Here is a 20,397-nt window from a genome sequence, read left to right on the forward strand (position 1 = left end):
GCTTGGAATGAAAAGACAAGAGTAGGGCATAATCTGCATCTCAAATTAGGTGTCCAGGTTTTGGGATGCAGATCACTTTCGCATAAAAAAGGCCGTCTGAAATTTCAGACGGCTTTTACTTTTAACGCATCCACAATCAGCTTAAACACATTGGAATGTCCGCGGCGGCTGGGGTAATAGAGGTAAAGCGGTTCGTAAGTCATAGCATACTCAGGCAACAGCTCGACCAGGTGCCCAGAATGGAGTGCATCCGCCACGCTCATATGTGCCACCCACGCGATGCCGAGGCCGTCTGAAACGGCTTGCAGGCGTAGATGGTTGTTGATGGAAAACTGCGATTTAGGCGTGAATGTAATCAGCGCTTTTTTGTATTTGAATTCCCACTGCATCTCCGTGCCGTGTTCAGCGGAGAGTTTTATGCCGATAAGGCGGTGCTGTTGCAGATCATCAATATTTTTCGGTGAACCATGTTGCGCCAAATAATCGGGCGAGGCAACCAACGCCATTTTGAGCGGTGCGGAAATTGGCACCGCAATCATCTCTTTCGCTACCTTGTTACCTAACCGAACGCCCATATCAAATCCTTCTTTCACAATGTCCGCCCAACGGTCGTCCACCACGATTTCCAAGCGGATTTTCGGGTATTGGTTCAAAATCAGCTTTAATTTCGGGTATAACACGGCTTCCGCTGCCAGCGTCGGAGCATTGATACGAATCAGCCCCGATGGTGTATTCAAAAAGTCATTTAACGCATCGACTTCTTGGTTTATGGCTTGATAAAGTGGGAAAAGTTGGTCGAAAAGCTGCTGCCCCGCTTCGGTCAGCGACACATTGCGCGTAGTGCGGTTGAGCAGGCGCAGGTTCAGCCGCTTTTCTAAATTTTTCATGCTGTGGCTCAACGCCGAAGAAGAAATCCCCAAAAGCTGCCCCGCTTTCACAAAACTCTGCGTTTGCGCCAGTGTCAAAAAATAATTCAGCTCGTTAAAGTTCTGCATTTTCTTTTTAAACTCTCTTTTATTAGTGAATTTAATTCATTACATCATAAAGCTAAACCCTATTTATCTCAATAAAAACAAATCATAAAATGACTGCACTTTTATGAGAGTAAACAGAAGACAATAACCGCAAACATCACATCCTTTTTTATAAATTATTTATTCTAGGAGTAAAAATGAACATTTTATTATTAAACGGTGGTAAAGAATTCGGCCATTCGCATGGTGAGTTAAACCACACGCTTCACAAAAAAGCAAAAGAAGTTTTGACCGCACTTGGACACAATGTAAAAGAAACTGTGATTGATGCTGGCTATGATGTTGAGGCAGAAATCGAAAAATTCTTGTGGATGGATGCTGTGATTTGGCAAATGCCCAGTTGGTGGATGCATGAACCTTGGACAGTGAAAAAATACATAGATGAAGTATTTATCGCCGGACACGGAAAACTTTATCAACATGACGGCCGCCATCGTGTCAGCCCGACCGAAGGATTTGGCACAGGTGGTTTGCTGCATGGCAAAAAACACATGCTTTCGGTTACTTGGAATGCTCCGATTGAAGCATTCACCCGTGAAGGCGATTTTTTTGAAGGAAAAGGAGTGGATGACTTGTATATGCACTTTCATAAACTCAACGAATTCCTCGGTATGAGCCGTTTACCGACATTTATGTGTAACGATGTAATTAAAAATCCGCAAGTGGAAAAATACATAGCAGACTACCAAGCACACTTGGAAAAAGTGTTTGGTTAATGATAAAACATCAACTTGAAGCGGTAGGCTTTTGCCCACCATTTTGTCAGTCGCTAATTGGTACGAAATATGGCAAATCCGTGGTGCAAGGATTACCCGCTGGCTGGTGGAACGCGACATCATTGTATTGGCAAAATCCACCAACCCCGAACGTATGGCGGAAAACTTGGACGTCTTTGACTTTGCCCTCAGCGATGAAGACAAAGCAGAAATTGCCAAACTGGACGGCACGTTCGACGCCATCGTCAATCACGACACGGTGGATAATTTGAAACGTATCGCCGCGTGGAAAATGGGCGTGTAAGTGTAGCGAAAAACCATCTGCAATTCATCATATGAAAGGACAAAACATGATTAACGGGTTAGATATCGAACGTTTCCGAACTACCATGGCAGCGGTTGAAAACGACCATACAAAAGGCAAGGCAGCATTACGCGCCGATTCGCGCTGGGTATCCGGCACGAAGAACGAAATCTCCGTGCGCCGCTTCCCTGCCTTTACCACAGACGAACCGAAAAACATGGGCGGTGAAAACGCCGCCCCAAATCCGATGGAATACCTGATCGGCGCTGCAGCAGGCTGCTGCTCCATAGGTTTCGAGTTGCAAGCAGCACAGGCAGGCGTGAAACTGGAACAGTTTGAAATATCCGCAAGGGGCGGTATCGACATGGCCAAACTGTTCGGCATGGAAGATGGCTACGGCGGACTGGATAATCTGGTGCTAACCATAAAAGTAAAAGCCGACGCCGACCTTCCTACCCTGCAAAATTTCGCCGACCGCTCAGCCGCCACCTCCCCAGTGTTGAACAGCCTGAAAGCGCGGGCAAAAGTGGTTGTGGAAAAAATCTAGACGACTTAAACCGTTTTCTTGTTTTCATTTCGTTAAAAGCCCCTTTTCTGGACAACTAGAAACGTGCTGAATCGCTCAAAGGAGTACATGACATGCAACAACTGCACACTCTGAAAGACATCGAACAGGCCATCGCCACACACCCTTTAGTATCACTGTACATCAAAGCCCCAATCTGCGGTGTTTGTACGGTCGTGGCCGCCCAGCTTGACTCAGCTTTGGCGGAGGAAGGAAATGTGTATGCCGTAAAAGCCGATATTGCTGAAATACCCGAAATGGCCGGACGTTTCCACGTGCTGACCGCACCTGCATGGCTGCTGTTTTATCAAGGCAAGGAAGTAGAACGGATGGCCCGCTTCATCCCTCAGGCACAAATGAAGCAGACATTGGCAAAATGGACAAAAGTAGCAGAAAGCGGGCATCAGTAACCAGTCTATCAATGTTTCAGACGGCTGCGGTCTTGATAATGATGCAAGTGGTCAAATTTTTAAGATGATTTGCAAAATACTTAAAAATTTGACCGCTCTTTATTACGAAAAGGTCGTCTGAAACGGCTTGCAGACTGAGATAATGATTGATGAAACGCTGTGATTTGTACACTAAAACCATCTTCTGAAAACTCCCTTTGATTATTACCGGTGGCTTCCGTTCACAAAGCGCCATGGAAGATGCCTTATCCAGCGGCCATTTGGATTTGGTCGGCGTCGCCCGCCCGTTTGCTTTAGTGCCCGATTTGGCGAACCAAATGCAAAACGGCACTTACCAAACTGTACAAACCGACCGCATCCAAACAGGCGTGGCGTTTGTTGATAAAAAAGCGGGCGCAATGTTGGAAATGAATTGGTATATGACGCAAATGGACTTGATTGGGCAAGGCAAGCAGCCCAATCCTAAATTGTCAGTGTGGAAAGTATTGCTGAAAACCTTGTGGGAAAACGGCAAGGCAGGGTTAAGTACAGGTAGGGTTTGATAGGTATATAGGCTAAATAACAATAAAATCGGCAGGAAAATTCTCTGCCGATTTTTTTATTTGGTTTATAACCGTTAACTTAACAACTTCCCCACAAATCATATTCATCAGAATTTGTGATGGTTACTTTAATCACGTTGCCGACTTTGAAATCGATTCCGAAATGGACAATGATGGGGGTAATATCAAGTCCTATCCATCCTAACCGGCTGTTGACTCATCGATGCGCCGGAACTGTTCGTTTGCTTTGTCTGCGGAGTTGAGGATGATGTTAATTGTAAGGAAACGGCCGTTTTCCTTTTTCCATTTAAACGTGCACGGAATAGGGCGGATATTGTGGGAAGTTTCCGCTTTTGCGTATAATGCGCCCTACCTGACAAATTTTGTCGACTTTATCAAAAGGAATAAGCGATGGCTTCCATCCACGACCAAATTAAAGAAGTAGTAACGACTCACCGCGTTGTATTGTTTATGAAAGGTACGAAGCAGTTTCCGCAATGCGGTTTTTCTTCACGTGCCGTACAAATCCTTAATGCGGCAGGCTGTACCGACTATGTAACCGTCAACGTATTGGAGAATCCTGAAGTACGTCAAGGTATTAAAGAATACAGCGACTGGCCGACCATTCCCCAACTTTATGTGAACGGCGAATTTGTCGGCGGCTCAGACATTCTGGCGGAGATGTATGAGGCAGGCGAGCTGCAGGATCTGCTCAAAGCCTGATTCGGCCGCTCATGCCGTCTGAACGTGTTTCAGACGGCATTTTCTTTTCCGGCAAATTAAAAAAAAGTATAATGACGCGTCTCAAAATCACACTGGAACACCTCGATGAACGTTAACGTTATCAACCATCCGCTTGTCCGCCACAAATTAACCCTGATGAGGGAGGCAGATTGCAGCACCTACAAATTCCGAACGCTTACCACAGAGCTGGCACGCCTGATGGCTTACGAAGCAAGCCGTGATTTTGAAATCGAAAAATACCTTATCGACGGATGGTGCGGTCAGATTGAAGGAGACCGCATCAAGGGCAAAACATTGACCGTCGTTCCCATCCTGCGTGCAGGTTTGGGTATGCTTGACGGCGTACTCGACTTGATTCCGACTGCCAAAATCAGCGTGGTCGGCCTGCAGCGCGACGAAGAAACGCTGAAGCCTATTTCCTATTTTGAGAAATTTGTGGACAGTATGGACGAACGTCCGGCTTTGATTATCGATCCTATGCTGGCGACAGGCGGTTCGATGGTGGCCACCATCGACCTCTTGAAAGAAAAAGGTTGCCGCAACATCAAAGCCTTAGTCTTGGTTGCCGCCCCTGAGGGCGTGAAGGCTGTTAATGACGCGCATCCCGATGTTACGATTTATACCGCCGCGCTGGACAGCCATTTGAACGAAAACGGCTATATTATTCCCGGTTTGGGCGATGCGGGCGACAAGATTTTCGGCACGCGCTAACTGACTGATTTTCGGAGTTGATATGAATTTTCAAGATTATCTTGCGACATTCCCGCCCATCGATCATTTGACCGGTTTGGACGTTCAGGATGCCGACGGCAAAACGGTTCACCATATTCCTGCCGTACAGGGCAAGCTCGGTTCGCTCAAGTTGTACAATGCTTTGGCAGAGCGCTTTAACGGCAGCTTGGATAAAGAAGCGGCAGAGCAAGGTTTGATATGGTTTGCCGAACATGTTGCCGATGCGTGCGCCCATCCCGGCAAGCATCCTAATATCGACCTGCTTGAAAAAGTCGTGCAAAGCGGTGAAACCTGGTTGCTGAAACCTGTCTCAGCCTGATGCGGAATAAAGGAAATGCCGTCTGAAAAGCGTTTTCAGACGGCATTTCCTTAAAGTGGAATAATGATTTCAAGCCAAAGGGAAGCGGTTTCAACACCTCGGGCAAGAATAAGGTATGTACGGTTTGGTTTGTGAAAGATTAAATCCTTATAAGACATCGGGTGATTCCAATGAAAAGAACCTTGATTTTGATTTTTTCAGGAATGATTTGTACGGCAGGTATTGCCCAAGCAGGTTCGGTATTTTCCTGTAAGACGGACAACAATAAATATATCGAGGTTGAAAAAATCAACCCGAACCTTTACGAATATTCATTCGGCAGCATGGGTAAAAAAGAAATCGTTATCCGTAACGGAAAATCCGACCTGTTGCACCGTTCCGACAAATGGGAAGGGACGGGCAGCGGTCGTTGGGCAACGATGAAATTCCAAAACGGCGAATTTATGTACACCGTATGGACAGACTTCGATTCCGTGACTCATACGGAAAGCAGCGGTGTCGTTGTGGAGCGTAGGGGCAAGGAAGTCGCACGGGTCGGCTGTACACCGAAAACCGCGCAGGCGAATTTCAACGATGCTGATTTTTCCTGGTAATTGGGGCGGATAAGGCGATGGAAACAGCGAAACCCATTATGCTGATTGTCCGTCCGTCCGCCAGGGCCGCAGAAGATGTCGAAACCTGCCTGAATGCCGGTTGGCGCGCGGAAGTATTGAGTCCGGTCGAAATCGAAGCAGATGCTGCCGGACTGGAACTTTTGTCCGAACAATATGCCCGCGCCGATGCGGTATTTTGGGTCAGTCCGACCGCAATCGAAACCGCCGTCCCATACCTTAACCTTTCAGACGGCATAAAGATACACATTGCCGTAGGGCAGGGCAGCCGCCGCACATTGGAACGCTATTTGGGCAGCACGGTCATTGCGCCTCATGACGGAAACGACAGTGAGGCTGTTTTGCGCCTGCCAGTTTGGGATGGTCTGCGCGAAGGAGGGCGCGTATTGTTTGTGCGCGGACACGGCGGGCGGGATTTCCTTATGAGGAGGCTTCGGGAAAAGGGTTTGCAAACCGAATTGGCCGAAGTGTATTTCAGACGGCATAACCCTTTGAACTTTCAAAATTTCCAATCCGAGAATATTACTGCTGCCTATATTACGTCCACAGAACTCGTGCAGTCGCTGTTTGCACAGGTTCCTCCGCAATTTTCCCGATTCTTCAAATCCTTGTTATACTTCACCCATCATCCGCGTATTGCGGAGGCCTTGAAGCGCGAAGGAGTGCGGTCGGTGGAAACCGTCCCTTCGCTGGAATACGCACTTTCCCATTTTCCTGTTTGAAAGGTTTGGATCCGTTGCCGACGGTCCGGCCTTTCCCAAAAAGCTTAATCGATAAGGAGCAAAACGGTGAGCGAACCTGAAAACAAATCATCCGAACTCGTCAGCGGGACAGCGGCGCAAAAAGAAATGCCGTCTGAAACCTCTTTACCGAACAAAAAGTCCGAATCTGAAGCGCAAACCGGCAATGCGGGCATGGGTTACGCACAGGATACCCGCCCCTTCGTCGTCAAACAGACCGGCAGCAACGCCTTGGCAATCTGCGCTTTAGTATTGGTGGCCTTGGGTTTGGGTGCGGGCGGATTTCTGTTCGTACAAGGGCAGAATGTCCTGAAAAACCAAGAATTGGCATTCAATCAAAAAATTGACAAAGCCGCTTTGGGCGAATCGGAGAATGCCACCCTGCTGAAAGACAACCTCAACCGGCAAGCCGCCATACAATCAGAGCTCGACCGTTTGGACAGAAACGTCAAAGCAAACGGCGAACAAATCTTGGAAATGCAAAAATCCTATCGTGAGTTGACCAAAGGACGCGCCGATTGGCTGGTGGACGAAACCGAGACCATACTCAATCTGGCTGTACAACAGTTGGTCTTGACGGGCAACATACAGGCTGCCGTAGGCGTGTTGGAGCATATCGACAACCGATTGTCCCGTTTCGATCAGGCGGAGCTCCTGCCGCTCAAGCAGGCAATCAGCAGCGACTTGGCGGAACTGAAAAACCGGCCTTATGTCGATATTTCCGGCACGGCGCTGCGCATCGACCGTTTGGAAACCGCCGTATCCGGACTGCCGTTGATTTTGGACGACGTATTGAAACCGGGCGTACAGGCACGCAACGAAGTCGTTTCCGCATCATGGTGGCAGAACGTATGGGAAAAATCCTTCGGCATATTGAAAGGGTTGGTTGAAATCCGCCGGTTGGAAAGCAATGATGCCATGCTGATTTCTCCCGAACAGGCATATTTTGTACGCGAAAACCTGCGTCTCCGCCTTTTGGATGCGCGGACTGCATTAATGCAGCGCAACAGCGAAGTCTATCAAAGCGATTTGAACAATGCCGAAACCGCCGTCAGACAGTATTTTGATGCCAAATCCCCCGCCACGCAGTCGTGGTTGAAGGAATTGGCGGAATTGAAGGCGTTGGATGTGCGTATGACTGCGGATGACGGTTTGAAAAATAGCCTAAATGCCATCCGTACCTATCGGGACGGTATGGGTGCGGCAGCCGCGGCGGAAAGTAAGGAAATGGAACGGGCATCCTCCGAACCGGTAAATGAAACCGCAGCACCGGATCAGGCTGCCGCATCGGATGCGAAGGCCATAGAAGCACCGTCCCTCCCTTCGGAAGGCAAACCGGAGCAGCCGGTGAAGAAACAACCCGTACCGGAAAAAGCTGCCCGTTTGCCCTCCGCTAAAGGAGAACGGGCATGAAAACGGTAGTTTGGATCGTCATCCTGTTTGCTGCAGCCGTCGGGCTGGCATTGGCTTCGGGCATTTATACCGGCGATGTGTTCATCGTGCTCGGACAGACTATGCTCAGAATCAACCTGCACGCCTTTGTGTTAGGTTCGCTGATTGTCGTCGTGGTGTGGTATTTTCTGTTTAAATTCATCATCGGCATACTCAATATCCCCGAAAAGATGCAGCGTTTCAGTTTGGCACGAAAAGGACGCAAGGCCGCGCTTTACTTGAACAAAGCGGGTTTGGCGTATTTTGAAGGGCGTTTTGAGAAGGCGGAACTTGAAGCCTCGCGCGTATTGGGAAACAAAGAGGCGGGCGACAACCGTACTTTGGCATTGATGTTGGGCGCACATGCCGCCGGGCAGATGGGAAATACCGAATTGCGCGACCGGTACCTTGCAGAAATTGCAAAGTTGCCTGCAAAACAGCAGCTTTCACGCTACCTCCTGCTGGCTGAATCGGCACTGAACCGCCGGGATTACGAAACGGTGGAAGCCAATCTGCACGCGGCAGCCAAAATGAATGCCGGACTGACACGGCTTGTGCGCCTGCAATTGCGCTATGCCTTCGAGCGGGGAGACGCGCTTGAGGTGTTGGCAAAAACCGAAAAACTTTCCAAGGCAGGCGCGTTGGGTGAATCCGAAACGGAACAGTATCAAAATTGGGCCTACCGACGGCTGCTGGCGGATGCCGACGATGCTGTTTCTCTGAAGGCTTGTTTGAAGCGGATTCCCGACAGCCTCAAAAACGGGGAATTGAACGTATCGGTTGCGGAAAAGTACGAACGTTTGGGACTGTATGCCGAAGCGGTCAGATGGGTCAAACAGCATTATCCGCAAAGCCGCAGACCCGAACTTTTGGAAGCATTTGTCGAGAGCGTACGCTTTTTGGGCGAACGAGATCAGCAGAAGGCCATTGATTTGGCCGATGCTTGGCTTCGGGATCAGCCCGACAATGCCCTGCTTTTGATGTATCTCGGACAGCTTGCCTACGGCCGCAAACTTTGGGGTAAGGCAAAAGGCTACCTTGAAGCGAGTATTGCACTGAAGCCGAGTATTTCTGCGCGTTTGGTTCTGGCAAAGGTTTTCGACGAAATCGGAGAAACGCAGAAGGCGGAGGCGCAGCGCAGCTTGGTTTTGGCAAGTGTTGCAGAGGAAAACCGACCTTCCGCAGAAACTCATTGAAACCTTCAGACGGCATAGTTGAAATGCCGTCTGAAAACCATTCCATACACTTTACAAACATACTGACAGAAAGCCCCGCATGACTCTTTTAAAAAACGATACCTTCCTCCGCACCCTGCTCAAACAGCCCGTCGAATACACGCCGATTTGGATGATGCGCCAGGCGGGGCGTTATCTGCCTGAATACAAAGCCACGCGCGCGAAAGCGGGCAGCTTTCTCGATTTGTGTAAAAACACCGAATTGGCGACCGAAGTCACCATCCAACCTTTGGAACGCTTCGATTTGGACGCGGCGATTTTGTTCTCCGACATCCTGACTGTCCCAGACGCAATGGGCTTGGGACTGTACTTTGCCGAAGGTGAAGGCCCGAAATTCGAACGCGCCTTGAAACACGAAGCCGACATCGCCAAGCTGCACGTTCCCGACATGGAAAAACTGCAATACGTTTTCGACGCGGTAACTTCCATCCGTAAAGCATTGGACGGCCGCGTACCGCTTATCGGCTTCTCCGGCAGCCCGTTCACGCTCGCCTGCTACATGGTCGAAGGCGGCAGCAGCAAAGAATTTCGCACCATCAAAACCATGATGTACTCGCGCCCCGATTTGCTGCACAAAATTCTCGACACCAACGCCCAAGCCGTTACCGCCTACCTCAACGCCCAAATCGACGCAGGCGCGCAGGCTGTGCAGATTTTCGACACTTGGGGCGGCGTCCTGAGCGATGCGGCGTTTAAAGAGTTCAGCCTCAAATACATCCGCCAAATCGTTTCCGGATTGAAACGCGAAAGCGAAGGCCGCCGCGTTCCCGTCATCGTGTTTGCCAAAGGCGGCGGGCTGTGGCTGGAAAGCATGGCGGAAATCGGTGCAGACGCATTGGGCTTGGACTGGACGTGCAACATCGGCGAAGCACGCCGCCGCGTCGGTAACCAAGTCGCCCTGCAAGGCAACTTCGACCCGTTTGCCCTCTTTGGCACGCCCGAATCCATCCGCACCGAAGTCGCGCGCATCCTTGCCGACTACGGACACGGCAGCGGCCATGTCTTCAACCTCGGACACGGCATCAACCAACACGCCGACCCAGGACACGCCAAAATCTTAGTCGACACCGTACACGAGCTGTCGCGGCAGTATCACGGCGGATAAGCCGGCAGGAAACTGCCCGATATGCCGTCTGAAGCCGAGAGATGGTCGGTTAGGGTAAAAATAAGGCAATGCGGCAATATCCGCCGTGTATGGATAGTACATGACGGCGGCGGCGTTGCCGTATTGGCGCAATCCCAACCGTCCCTATTTTCAGACGGCATTTTTGTTTTCAGATGCATGGAAAACCGATGGCAAAAACGCTTAAAACCCTTTACCAATGCACCGAATGCGGCGGCACTTCCCCGAAATGGCAAGGCAAATGCCCGCATTGCGGCGAGTGGAACACACTTCAGGAAAGCTTAGCCGCGCCCGAACCGAAAAACGCCCGCTTCCAATCTTGGGCGGCGGACACCTCGACCGTCCAGTCCCTCTCCGCCGTTACCGCCACCGAAGTGCCGCGCAATCCGACCGGCATGGGCGAACTCGACCGCGTATTGGGCGGCGGTTTGGTCGACGGTGCGGTCATCCTGCTCGGCGGCGACCCCGGCATCGGCAAATCCACGCTGCTGTTGCAAACCATCGCCAAAATGGCGCAAAGCCGCAAAGTGCTGTACGTTTCCGGCGAGGAATCCGCCCAACAAGTCGCCTTGCGCGCGCAACGTTTGGAACTGCCGACCGAAGGCGTAAACCTGCTTGCTGAAATCCGCATGGAAGCGATTCAAGCAGCGTTGAAACAGCATCAGCCTGAAGTCGTCGTCATCGACTCCATCCAAACCATGTATTCCGACCAAATCACTTCCGCCCCAGGCTCCGTGTCGCAGGTACGCGAATGCGCCGCCCAACTGACGCGCATGGCGAAACAAATGGGCATCGCCATGATACTGGTCGGACACGTTACCAAAGACGGCGCGATTGCCGGCCCGCGTGTGCTGGAACACATGGTCGATACCGTGCTGTATTTTGAGGGCGACCAACACTCCAACTACCGCATGATACGCGCCATCAAAAACCGTTTCGGCGCAGCAAACGAATTGGGCGTGTTCGCCATGACAGAAAACGGTTTGAAAGGCGTGTCCAACCCGTCCGCCATCTTCCTCGCCAGCTACCGCGACGACACGCCCGGTTCGTGCGTTTTGGTTACACAAGAAGGCAGCCGCCCGCTTTTGGTCGAAATTCAGGCATTGGTCGATGACGCGCACGGCTTCACACCCAAACGACTCACCGTCGGTCTCGAACAAAACCGCCTCGCCATGTTGCTCGCCGTCCTCAACCGTCACGGCGGCATCGCCTGTTTCGACCAAGACGTATTCCTTAACGCCGTCGGCGGCGTCAAAATCGGCGAACCGGCGGCGGATTTGGCGGTCATCCTCGCCATGCTCTCCAGCTTCCGCAACCGCCCGTTGCCCGAAAAAATGGTCGCATTTGGCGAAATCGGTTTGAGCGGCGAAGTCCGCCCCGTCGCGCGCGGACAAGAGCGGCTCAAAGAAGCAGAAAAACTCGGCTTCAAACGCGCCATCGTCCCCAAAGCCAATATGCCGCGCAACGCCAAAGAGTTTCCGAACCTGAAAATCTACGGCGTTTCGAGTTTGCAGGAAGCCATTGATATTTGTCGGGAAGATAGGGATTGAAAAAAATGCCGTCTGAAATTTTCAGACGGCATTGTGTTTGTAGGGGATTTCGGATGCGGTGCCAAACAGGGTACGGCACCGATTGCCGGTAAAGGCGGCGCGGTTTATTCGCCTACGGTTTTTTGTATCAGTTTTTCGGCGTTTGCCAAAGTGTTTGCCACTTCGTCAAAACCGATGCGGCTGCCGGCAATCAGGGCGTGCGTATCGGTATAGACGGCGCGTACTTTGCCGTCCTCCTCAGTAACGAGGACGCGCAGGGGCAGCTGCAGGGCGAAGGCGGGGTCTTTGACCATCAGCGGCGTACCGGCTTTGGGCGTGCCGAAGACGATGACTTTTGCCGGCTGCATGGTCAGGCCCTCATGTCGTGCCGCTTCCTGATGATCGATGACGGCAAAAATGTTCATCCCTTTGCTTTTTATGGCGGTTTCAAGGCGGCTGACGGTTTCGTCAAAACCGTATTTTGATGTGAGGGTATGCGTGGTCATGGCGGTTTCGTTTTGGGTTTGCGGTTCGCCGGCAGGATGCGCCCAAGCGGTTGAGAGGGCGAATACGGCGGCGGCTGTCAGGGAAAATATACGTTTCATTGTGTGCTTTCAAAATAAATGCCGTCTGAAAAGAAGGAAGCCTTTCAGACGGCATGGTGTTATTTCATGCCTTTTTTGAGCAGGTCTTCATAACCGCCGTGATTGACAACCTTCGTATAGCCTGCTTTTTTCAGCTCTTGAAGGGCAACTTCGGCACGCCGTCCGCTGCGGCAGTACAGGTTGACCGGTGTGTCTTTGTCGGGCGCGGCTTCATGTATGCGGCGGACGATTTGGTCAACGGGGATATTGACCGCATTGTTTAAATGGCCTTCCTGAAATTCCTGTTCGCTGCGGACATCGATCCAAACGGCCGCCTGTTGTGCGGTTTGGGCGGCAGATACGGGTTTTTGCGGGGCTGCCTGTGCGGAAAAAGCAGCTGAAGCAATGAGTGCGGCAGCAAGCAGGTGTCTGATGTTCATGGGTTTCTCCTGTGGTTGTTGTCCGAAAGGACGGGAAGTTATCTTATCCAATCTAAAGAGGCGGTGTCTATATCCCAACGCCAAATTCCACCGTTTTTCCCGTCTATGCCGCGCAGGAATAGGTAGCGGATGGAAATGGCGGCAGGCTGTTGTCCGCGCAGTTTGAAGTACCGCATGGCGGCAACGGCGTAAATCAGTGCCTGAAGGTAATAGTGGTGGTGTGCGACGGCTTCATCCATTGCCTGTTGCGTGTAGGCGGATGCGTCCGTACCGAGGTGGTTTGATTTGTAGTCGATGACGCAGATATTTCCCTCGGGGTCTTGGCAAACCATGTCGATAAAGCCGTTTAAAAAGCCGTTGACGGTGTGGAAGTCGAGCGTTTTGGCGGCGGCACGGCAGACTTCGGGCAATCGGATATCGTCGCGGGCAAACCATGCGCGCAGCCGTTTGAGGCTGAAGTCTTCGGTAAAGAGCGTAAAGCCCATTTCGGGGCAGCGGTACTCGGGCGGAATGTCGGACAGGCTGTATGTTCCCGTCAGCGGCGTTTTCCTGCAGGCTTCCACCATTTCGGCAACGGCGGGCAGCCATATTTCTTCAAACCCGTATTTCTTCAGCGTATCGGCAATGAGTGTTTCCTGTCCGGCAGCAGGGCGGTCGAATGGGAAGTGTTCCAGAATTTCGTGCAGGCACAGCCCGGCATGTGTGCCTTTCGGAAAATTGTGTATCGTCATGCCGTCTGAATCCGACGGTGTTTCAGACGGCATGGTTGACTCTGCCGTTTCTGCAGGGTCTAGGGAAGGCTGCACATCTTCTTCCCCGCCGTCAAGCGTTTGGGTATGGCGGCTTAATGCGGTAAAGCTGGTGTGCCGGATGAGGCGGAATCCGCGATCGGGGATGCTGTTTGCGGCAAATTCGGCGGTTTGACCGGCATTGCCGCAATATACGGCAGGAGGCGGCGCATCTTCTGTGAAGGCAAAATTTGTGCCGGAAGGGGCGTTGTCCGTCAAACGCTGCCAGTTTTGTTTGAGCATCGTTATGCCGTCCTTTTCCCGGTCATAGGTTTGGCGGACGGTTTCGCGGCTGTCTTGGGGCGAGCCCTCAATCAGGTAGGCGAGGGGGTTGTCGGCGGTATTGGTGGAGTATGCGGCGTAGATGTTGAGCTGTTCCTCGGCACGCGTCAGCGCAACATAAAGCAGGCGCAGGCGTTCCGCCATTTCTTCATCGGCGTATTGTTTCTGTTCGTCTTCGGACAGTTGCGCCTTTGCCAACAGTTCGGTTCGGTTTGCGCTTTGGTGGAGGATTTGCCAGTCGGACGGCCCGGTATCTTGCGCGTCCCACGCAAACGGGCAGTACACCAGCGGATACTGCAAACCTTTCGAGGCGTGCATGGTAACGATTTTGACCAAATCTTCGTCGCTTTCCAAACGGATGGCGCGGTTGTCGCCGCCGTTGTTGTCGGCAAGGCTGATTTGGTCGCGCAGCCATTTGTGCAGCGCGGCGGGGTTGCGGTTTTGCGCGTCTTCGGCAGCAAGCAGTTCGAGCAGTTGGAAATAATTGGTCAGGCTGCGCCCGTTGTTCCGGCTTAAGAGGCGCGTTTCGATGCCGTGTGTTTGGGAAAATTGCTGCATAGCGGCGAAAATGCCGTATTGATTCCAGTTGTCGAGCGCGGTTCGGGCAGATTCCGCCCAATGCAAAATCTCGCTTTCGTTTTGGTTGAAGTCGTGCAATTGCTGCGCGTCATAACCGAATATGCTGCTTGTCAGGACAAAGCGCAGCGTTCCGGCGCGGCGCGGTTCGAGCCAGAAGCCGATGAGTGCGGACAGGGCGGCGGCTTCGGGCGAGGCGAACACGGATTCGCGCGAAAGCAGGACGCTTTGCACCTGCCGTTTTTTCAGGGCGGCGGAAACCATCACCGCCTCGTTGTGCGTGCGTACCAGCACGGCAATATCGCCCGACTGCAACGGACGGCCTTTGAAATTCAGACGGCCTCCGGCGGCTTCGTTGAGCGCGTGGGCGATTTCGTCGGCGCAATAGTCGGCGGCACGGCGGCGCAAAACGTCTTTGTTGGCTTTTTCATTGTCGTTTTCGTGCAGCCAACGAACCTGTACTGCAGGACGTTCGGGGGACAACCTGCTTTCGGCACGCGCCGCACCGACTTCCGAATAGCCGATGTTTTCCAAAACGAACGGGCGTTCTTTAAGGCGGAACAGCGCGCCTATGCTGCCGATAAGCGCAGAATGGCTGCGGTAGTTGGTGGCGAGCGTGTAGCGGTGTTGCGCGTTTCCGGCGGCTTGCAGGTAGGCGTAAATATCTGCACCGCGAAAGCTGTAAATCGCCTGTTTGGGATCGCCGACCAGAAACAGCGGGCGGTTTTGGGCGATGAAGATTTTTTGGAAGATTTCGTATTGCAGCGGGTCGGTGTCTTGGAACTCGTCGATCAGCGCGGTTTCCCAGTTTTCGGCAACGGCGCGGGCGAGGGTTTCGGCGTGCGGATTGTCGGTCAGCGCGGTGTGGACATCGAGCAGCAGGTCGTCGAAACCTCGTTCGCGGCGCGATTTTTTCATCTCAGCAAGGCTGCGGTTGAGATATTCGATTAAATCCAGTTGCAGCCGGATCATTGTTGCTTCTTCCGCTTCTTCGAGTGCATTCAAATCGCGCCCGAAGTCTGCCAGTTTCTGCAATTCGGCAAATACTGCCGCATCGGGCGTTTTGCCTTTTTTCAGTCCGGCTTCGAGTTTGTCGGACGCAAGTTTCAAGAGCCTGTCGTGCGTGTCTTTGTCCAGAAAGGGCAGTTGTCCGGCGGCGGATTTTTGTGCCAGTTCTTCAAAAAGGTTGCCGAAGCTGTTTTTGCGGTAACTGTTGCCGTTGAGGTCGGGATGGATGCGCCAAAAGCCGGCTTCTAGCTCGGGCAGCAGGCGGCAGATGGTTTGCCATGAGGTTTCGGCGTTGTGCTGCGCCTGTTTCAAATCCGCCTGCGGACGGCGGAAATTCAGGTACGGGCGGGAAAGATAGCGCGAAATTTGGGCAAGGACGGTTTGCGGCACAGCTTTGCGTTTGAAAACCAATTCGGCAAGCACCGGGTCGTTGCTGACGCGTTCCCGCCAAAAATCTTGAGCCGGGACAAGCAGGCGGTCGCCGTCTTCTTCGGTCAGTTCGACATCGAACGGTGCTTGGCACAGGAAGGCGTAGTCGCGCAGGATACGTTGGCAGAAGCCGTGTATGGTATAGATGGCGGCGTTGTCGAATTGTCCGATGGCGGCTTTGAGGCGGACAATCAGACGCGTCCGGCTTTCTTTTTGCAAAGCCTGTTCCAAGAGTGCGGGCAGGAAGGTGTCGCCTTTGTGGTGTTCCGCACAATAGGCGGCGATGCCGTCTGAAAGCGTGTCGTCTCCAAGTTTGGCAATTTTTTTGCTTTCCAAAACTTGCAACACATCGTCCAAACGCGCGCGCAGGCGTGTTTTCAGCTCGGCGGTGGCGGCTTTGGTGAAGGTAACGACCAATACGCGTTCGACGCTTTTTTGTTCCAATACGATCAAACGTGTAAACAGGGCGGCGATGCCGTAGGTTTTGCCGGTGCCGGCAGAGGCTTCAATCAGGTTGGTGCCGGCAATGGGGACGGCCAGCGGGTCAAATGCTTGGATGCTTGCAGACATGGGGCGTATGGGAAAACGGTTGGACGGTAAAACGGGAAAATGCCGTCTGAAAAAGGGTTTCAGACGGCATGGTCCGCATCAGAGGTTTTGCAGGCGTTCGAGGGACGGGGCGTAGTAGTATCCGCCCGAAACGGCGGCGGAGAGGTGCCGGAGCAGCAGGTCGGTTTTGCCGTCTGTATCGCCGAACATATTCAATAATTGCGCTTCGATATTGTGCAGCGTGCGGCAGTATGCGGTAAACATCAAACCGTGTTCGCCGCTGATTTTGCCGAAGGGCAGGCTGCGGCGGACGATTTTCAGGCCGACTCCGTTTTCTTTCAGGTTGACGCGGCCGAGGTGTGAATCGGGCAGGCGGACATCGCGGCTGAATTCGTCGTCGGTTTCCTTGCTGCGGCCGACCGAGGCCTCCTGTTCGGTGACGGGGACGGCATCCCATTTTTTCAAATCGTGCAGGTATTTTTGCAGCAGTACATAGCTGCCGCCCGCATCGGGCCCTTCGGGGATGATGGCGACTTCGCGGATTTTTTCATCGCCCTGCGGGTTTTCCGTACCGTCGACGAAACCGTCCAGTCCGCGATCCTGATACAGGCGCAAACCGTGTTCTTCGGACGCGACGCATATGCTGTCGCCGAATGCGCCCAAAACGGATTGGGCAAGCGCGTAGGCGGCGCTTTGCCGGAGGGATTGGATGTGGATGTAGAGGTCGTGCTGCGTGGATGGTGCAAGCCCGTTACCCATTTCGGGAAACGGTTTGATTTCCCGACCTTCTTCTGGGTGTCCGAATGTTGCCCATGCTTTGCTGCCGAAAGCTATCGTCATACCTAAAATGTTGTCCGGAAAGCGGGCTTTCAAGGCAGTTAACGCGTCAAGCGAAACACGGCAGGCGGTTTTGATATCGTCGGTGCGGTTGGCGGCGATGTCGGCTTCGATAAAGATGCCGGCTTGGGCGTGGTCGGGAATGATGGCTGATTGGGGCGTATTCATGATGTTCCTCTGTGGTCTCATGTGTTTTATGGGTGGGATTATAGCACTGAATCAGCAGTCGGATTTTGACAGAATAGGCAAGCAGGCATCTGATGTTTGCGTATCGCGCGGTGTTTTATTTACGGTTTGGGTTCTGCCTGATTCTCTTTCAGTTTCTTTAATTTTGGTTTGAGAAGGTTTCTGTTCGGCTTTTTGTACTGTTGCAGGTTGCGCGGGCAGTTTGGAGATGCCGTCTGAAAGCAAGGGAGATTCAGACGGCATGTCCGTTTGGTTGCAATCGGGTTTGGCAGCGTGATGAAAGTATTCTTTGTATTTGCCGCAATTTCACTTAGAATGCAGCCCTTGCACACTTTTTCTTCAGGAGAAGATTATGTTGAAAAAATTCATACTCGGCGGCATGACCGCATTGGTTTTGGCGGCCTGCGGCGGAGAGGGCGGCAGCGCGTCTTCTTCTGCCCCAGCCCAATCTGCCGGCGAGTCCGGTTCTTTAATCGAACGCATCAACAATAAAGGTACGGTTACCGTCGGTACAGAAGGCACTTACGCACCGTTTACCTACCACGACAAAGACGGCAAATTGACCGGCTACGATGTCGAAGTAACCCGCGCAGTTGCCGACAAACTGGGTGTCAAAGTCGAATTTAAAGAAACACAATGGGACTCCATGATGGCAGGTTTGAAGGCGGGACGTTTCGACGTGGTGGCAAACCAAGTCGGCCTGACCAGCCCTGAGCGTCAAGCGACTTTTGACAAATCCGAGCCTTATAGCTGGAGCGGTGCGGTTTTGGTTGCCCGTAAAGACAGCAACATCAAATCTATCGACGACATCAAAGGCGTGAAAACCGCACAATCCCTGACCAGCAACTACGGCGAAAAAGCCAAAGCTGCAGGCGCAGATTTGGTGGCTGTTGATGGTTTGGCGCAATCGCTGACCCTGATTGAACAAAAACGTGCCGACGCAACCCTGAACGACGAATTGGCGGTATTGGACTACCTGAAGAAAAACCCGAATGCGGGCGTGAAAATCGTTTGGTCAGCACCTGCCGATGAAAAAGTCGGTTCCGGCTTGATTGTCAATAAAGGCAATGACGAAGTCGTGGCAAAATTCAGCACGGCAATCAATGAGCTGAAAGCCGACGGCACGCTGAAAAAACTGGGCGAACAATTCTTCGGAAAAGACATCAGTGTTAAATAATTTCCTTGCCTCCCTGCCGTTTATGACGGAAACACGCGCTGATATGCTCATCAGCGCGTTTTGGCCTATGGTCAAAGCCGGCTTCGCAGTATCTTTGCCTTTAGCGATCGCTTCTTTCGTTATCGGCATGATTATTGCCGTAGCGGTTGCTTTGGTGCGAATCATGCCCTCCGGCGGCATTTTCCAAAAATGCTTGCTGAAGCTGGTGGAATTTTATATTTCCGTCATTCGCGGTACGCCGCTGTTGGTGCAGTTGGTCATCGTATTCTACGGTTTGCCTTCCGTCGGCATCTATATCGATCCGATTCCTGCCGCCATCATCGGCTTTTCGCTCAATGTCGGCGCATACGCTTCCGAAACCATACGCGCGGCAATTTTGTCCGTGCCGAAAGGCCAATGGGAAGCAGGTTTCTCCATCGGCATGACCTATATGCAGACGTTCCGCCGTATTGTCGCGCCACAGGCATTCCGCGTTGCCGTACCGCCTTTGAGCAACGAGTTTATCGGCTTGTTTAAAAACACCTCGCTTGCCGCAGTGGTAACGGTAACAGAGCTTTTCCGTGTCGCTCAGGAGACAGCAAACCGTACCTACGACTTCCTACCCGTCTATATCGAAGCCGCTTTGGTTTATTGGTGTTTCTGCAAAGTGCTGTTCCTGATTCAGGCGCGTTTGGAAAAACGCTTCGACCGCTATGTCGCCAAATAAGGAGTTGTCATGATTAAAATCCGCAATATCCATAAGACCTTTGGTGAAAATACCATTTTGCGCGGCATCGATTTGGATGTGGGCAAAGGGCAGGTGGTCGTCATTCTCGGACCTTCCGGCTCGGGCAAAACGACGTTTCTGCGCTGTTTAAACGCGCTGGAAATGCCTGAAGACGGACAAATCGAGTTCGACAACGAGCGGCCGCTGAAAATCGATTTTTCCAAAAAGCCAAGCAAACACGATATTTTGGCTCTGCGCCGCAAATCAGGTATGGTGTTCCAACAATACAACCTCTTTCCGCACAAAACTGCGTTGGAAAACGTGATGGAGGGTCCGGTTGCCGTACAGGGCAAGCCTGTCGCCAAAGCGCGAGAAGAGGCTGTCAAATTGCTTGAAAAAGTCGGTTTGGGCGATAAGATTGACCTCTACCCCTACCAGCTTTCCGGTGGTCAACAGCAGCGCGTCGGCATTGCCCGAGCATTGGCGATTCAGCCTGAATTGATGCTGTTTGACGAACCCACTTCCGCGCTGGATCCCGAATTGGTGCAAGACGTGCTGAACGCCATGAAAGAATTGGCGCAAGAAGGCTGGACGATGGTTGTCGTGACCCACGAAATCAAATTCGCCTTAGAAGTGGCAACTACCGTCGTCGTTATGGACGGCGGCATTATCGTAGAGCAGGGCAGCCCGAAAGAGTTGTTCGACCACCCCAAACACGAACGGACGCGGAGATTTTTAAGCCAAATCCAATCTGCCAAGATTTGATTAACCATGTGTGAAAAATGCCGTCTGAAACTTTC

Annotated in this window: 24 protein-coding genes; 17 read left to right on the forward strand and 7 right to left on the reverse strand. The window is 52.2% G+C overall.

Annotated features, from left to right (window positions below):
• Positions 1-104: 104 nt before the first annotated feature.
• Positions 105-995 carry a LysR family transcriptional regulator gene (locus tag DQM57_RS02145; RefSeq protein WP_111726572.1) on the reverse strand — a complete coding sequence of 297 codons (891 nt, stop codon included), beginning with the start codon at positions 993-995 and terminating at the stop codon, positions 105-107.
• 176 nt (positions 996-1,171) lie between these two features.
• Here DQM57_RS02145 and DQM57_RS02150 point away from each other — a divergent pair, with 176 nt between their 5' ends.
• From DQM57_RS02150 to hemE, 13 genes are all read left to right on the forward strand, one after another.
• Positions 1,172-1,750 carry an NAD(P)H-dependent oxidoreductase gene (locus tag DQM57_RS02150; protein WP_107859216.1) on the forward strand — a complete coding sequence of 193 codons (579 nt, stop codon included), beginning with the start codon at positions 1,172-1,174 and terminating at the stop codon, positions 1,748-1,750.
• 31 nt (positions 1,751-1,781) lie between these two features.
• A complete protein-coding gene (locus DQM57_RS02155) occupies positions 1,782-2,054 on the forward strand; it encodes a hypothetical protein (protein ID WP_231992117.1) in 273 nt (90 codons plus the stop codon).
• Between the two features lie 46 nt (positions 2,055-2,100).
• Positions 2,101-2,601, forward strand: coding sequence for an OsmC family protein (locus DQM57_RS02160; protein ID WP_002641728.1), 501 nt, complete (start codon positions 2,101-2,103; stop codon positions 2,599-2,601).
• 92 nt (positions 2,602-2,693) lie between these two features.
• Positions 2,694-3,029, forward strand: coding sequence for a thioredoxin family protein (locus DQM57_RS02165; protein ID WP_002641729.1), 336 nt, complete (start codon positions 2,694-2,696; stop codon positions 3,027-3,029).
• Between the two features lie 233 nt (positions 3,030-3,262).
• Positions 3,263-3,571 (forward strand): FMN reductase, encoded by a 309-nt coding sequence (locus DQM57_RS02170; RefSeq protein WP_159069341.1) that lies wholly within the window; start codon positions 3,263-3,265, stop codon positions 3,569-3,571.
• Positions 3,572-3,982: 411 nt separating this feature from the next.
• On the forward strand, positions 3,983-4,294 hold the full coding sequence (gene grxD / locus DQM57_RS02175) for a Grx4 family monothiol glutaredoxin (protein ID WP_002241342.1): 312 nt from the start codon (positions 3,983-3,985) through the stop codon (positions 4,292-4,294).
• Between the two features lie 105 nt (positions 4,295-4,399).
• Positions 4,400-5,026 (forward strand): uracil phosphoribosyltransferase, encoded by a 627-nt coding sequence (gene upp, locus DQM57_RS02185; RefSeq protein WP_019271899.1) that lies wholly within the window; start codon positions 4,400-4,402, stop codon positions 5,024-5,026.
• A gap of 22 nt (positions 5,027-5,048) precedes the next feature.
• Positions 5,049-5,366 (forward strand): DUF2322 family protein, encoded by a 318-nt coding sequence (locus DQM57_RS02190; RefSeq protein WP_108043986.1) that lies wholly within the window; start codon positions 5,049-5,051, stop codon positions 5,364-5,366.
• Between the two features lie 170 nt (positions 5,367-5,536).
• On the forward strand, positions 5,537-5,959 hold the full coding sequence (locus DQM57_RS02195; RefSeq protein ID WP_108043985.1) for a protein Gly1ORF1: 423 nt from the start codon (positions 5,537-5,539) through the stop codon (positions 5,957-5,959).
• A 17-nt stretch (positions 5,960-5,976) separates the two neighbouring features.
• Positions 5,977-6,699 carry a uroporphyrinogen-III synthase gene (locus DQM57_RS02200; protein ID WP_167395512.1) on the forward strand — a complete coding sequence of 241 codons (723 nt, stop codon included), beginning with the start codon at positions 5,977-5,979 and terminating at the stop codon, positions 6,697-6,699.
• Between the two features lie 66 nt (positions 6,700-6,765).
• Positions 6,766-8,130, forward strand: a complete 1,365-nt coding sequence (locus DQM57_RS02205) for a uroporphyrinogen-III C-methyltransferase (RefSeq protein ID WP_167395513.1) — start codon at positions 6,766-6,768, stop codon at positions 8,128-8,130.
• Positions 8,127-9,344: a heme biosynthesis protein HemY gene (locus tag DQM57_RS02210; protein WP_111726573.1), complete on the forward strand. Its 1,218-nt coding sequence runs from the start codon at positions 8,127-8,129 to the stop codon at positions 9,342-9,344. The genes DQM57_RS02205 and DQM57_RS02210 overlap by 4 nt, the downstream gene beginning before the upstream one ends.
• 79 nt (positions 9,345-9,423) lie before the next feature.
• The gene (gene hemE / locus DQM57_RS02215) at positions 9,424-10,488 is read left to right on the forward strand and encodes a uroporphyrinogen decarboxylase (protein ID WP_111726575.1); all 1,065 of its coding nucleotides are present in this window, start codon (positions 9,424-9,426) and stop codon (positions 10,486-10,488) included.
• Here hemE and DQM57_RS09585 read toward each other — a convergent pair.
• Positions 10,476-10,649, reverse strand: coding sequence for a hypothetical protein (locus tag DQM57_RS09585; RefSeq protein WP_167395514.1), 174 nt, complete (start codon positions 10,647-10,649; stop codon positions 10,476-10,478). The two genes, hemE and DQM57_RS09585, sit on opposite strands and share 13 nt — an antisense overlap.
• 27 nt (positions 10,650-10,676) lie before the next feature.
• Here DQM57_RS09585 and radA point away from each other — a divergent pair, with 27 nt between their 5' ends.
• Complete coding sequence (radA, locus tag DQM57_RS02220; RefSeq protein WP_101092834.1) at positions 10,677-12,056, forward strand: DNA repair protein RadA; 1,380 nt, start codon at positions 10,677-10,679, stop codon at positions 12,054-12,056.
• Between the two features lie 104 nt (positions 12,057-12,160).
• On the opposite strand, the gene DQM57_RS02225 is transcribed toward radA, so the two are convergent.
• From DQM57_RS02225 to DQM57_RS02245, 5 genes are all read right to left on the reverse strand, one after another.
• Positions 12,161-12,640, reverse strand: coding sequence for a DUF302 domain-containing protein (locus tag DQM57_RS02225; protein WP_111726577.1), 480 nt, complete (start codon positions 12,638-12,640; stop codon positions 12,161-12,163).
• 59 nt (positions 12,641-12,699) lie between these two features.
• On the reverse strand, positions 12,700-13,059 hold the full coding sequence (locus tag DQM57_RS02230; protein WP_108043980.1) for a rhodanese-like domain-containing protein: 360 nt from the start codon (positions 13,057-13,059) through the stop codon (positions 12,700-12,702).
• Positions 13,060-13,097: 38 nt separating this feature from the next.
• A complete protein-coding gene (gene recB / locus DQM57_RS02235) occupies positions 13,098-16,712 on the reverse strand; it encodes an exodeoxyribonuclease V subunit beta (RefSeq protein WP_111726579.1) in 3,615 nt (1,204 codons plus the stop codon).
• Positions 16,713-16,790: 78 nt separating this feature from the next.
• Positions 16,791-17,696: a Dyp-type peroxidase gene (locus DQM57_RS02240; protein ID WP_111726581.1), complete on the reverse strand. Its 906-nt coding sequence runs from the start codon at positions 17,694-17,696 to the stop codon at positions 16,791-16,793.
• Between the two features lie 51 nt (positions 17,697-17,747).
• Positions 17,748-17,957: a hypothetical protein gene (locus DQM57_RS02245; protein ID WP_111726583.1), complete on the reverse strand. Its 210-nt coding sequence runs from the start codon at positions 17,955-17,957 to the stop codon at positions 17,748-17,750.
• A 109-nt stretch (positions 17,958-18,066) separates the two neighbouring features.
• On the opposite strand from DQM57_RS02245, the gene DQM57_RS02250 reads away from it, so the two are divergent.
• The 3 genes from DQM57_RS02250 to DQM57_RS02260 are packed head-to-tail and all read left to right on the forward strand — an operon-like array spanning position 18,067 to position 20,362.
• Positions 18,067-18,891: an amino acid ABC transporter substrate-binding protein gene (locus DQM57_RS02250; RefSeq protein ID WP_167395516.1), complete on the forward strand. Its 825-nt coding sequence runs from the start codon at positions 18,067-18,069 to the stop codon at positions 18,889-18,891.
• Positions 18,881-19,597 (forward strand): amino acid ABC transporter permease, encoded by a 717-nt coding sequence (locus DQM57_RS02255; protein ID WP_049336124.1) that lies wholly within the window; start codon positions 18,881-18,883, stop codon positions 19,595-19,597. The genes DQM57_RS02250 and DQM57_RS02255 overlap by 11 nt, the downstream gene beginning before the upstream one ends.
• Positions 19,598-19,606: 9 nt before the next feature.
• Positions 19,607-20,362: an amino acid ABC transporter ATP-binding protein gene (locus DQM57_RS02260; RefSeq protein WP_111726586.1), complete on the forward strand. Its 756-nt coding sequence runs from the start codon at positions 19,607-19,609 to the stop codon at positions 20,360-20,362.
• Positions 20,363-20,397 lie beyond the last annotated feature (35 nt).

The organism is Neisseria cinerea (genome assembly GCF_900475315.1).
Taxonomy (GTDB): Bacteria; Pseudomonadota; Gammaproteobacteria; order Burkholderiales; family Neisseriaceae; genus Neisseria; species Neisseria cinerea.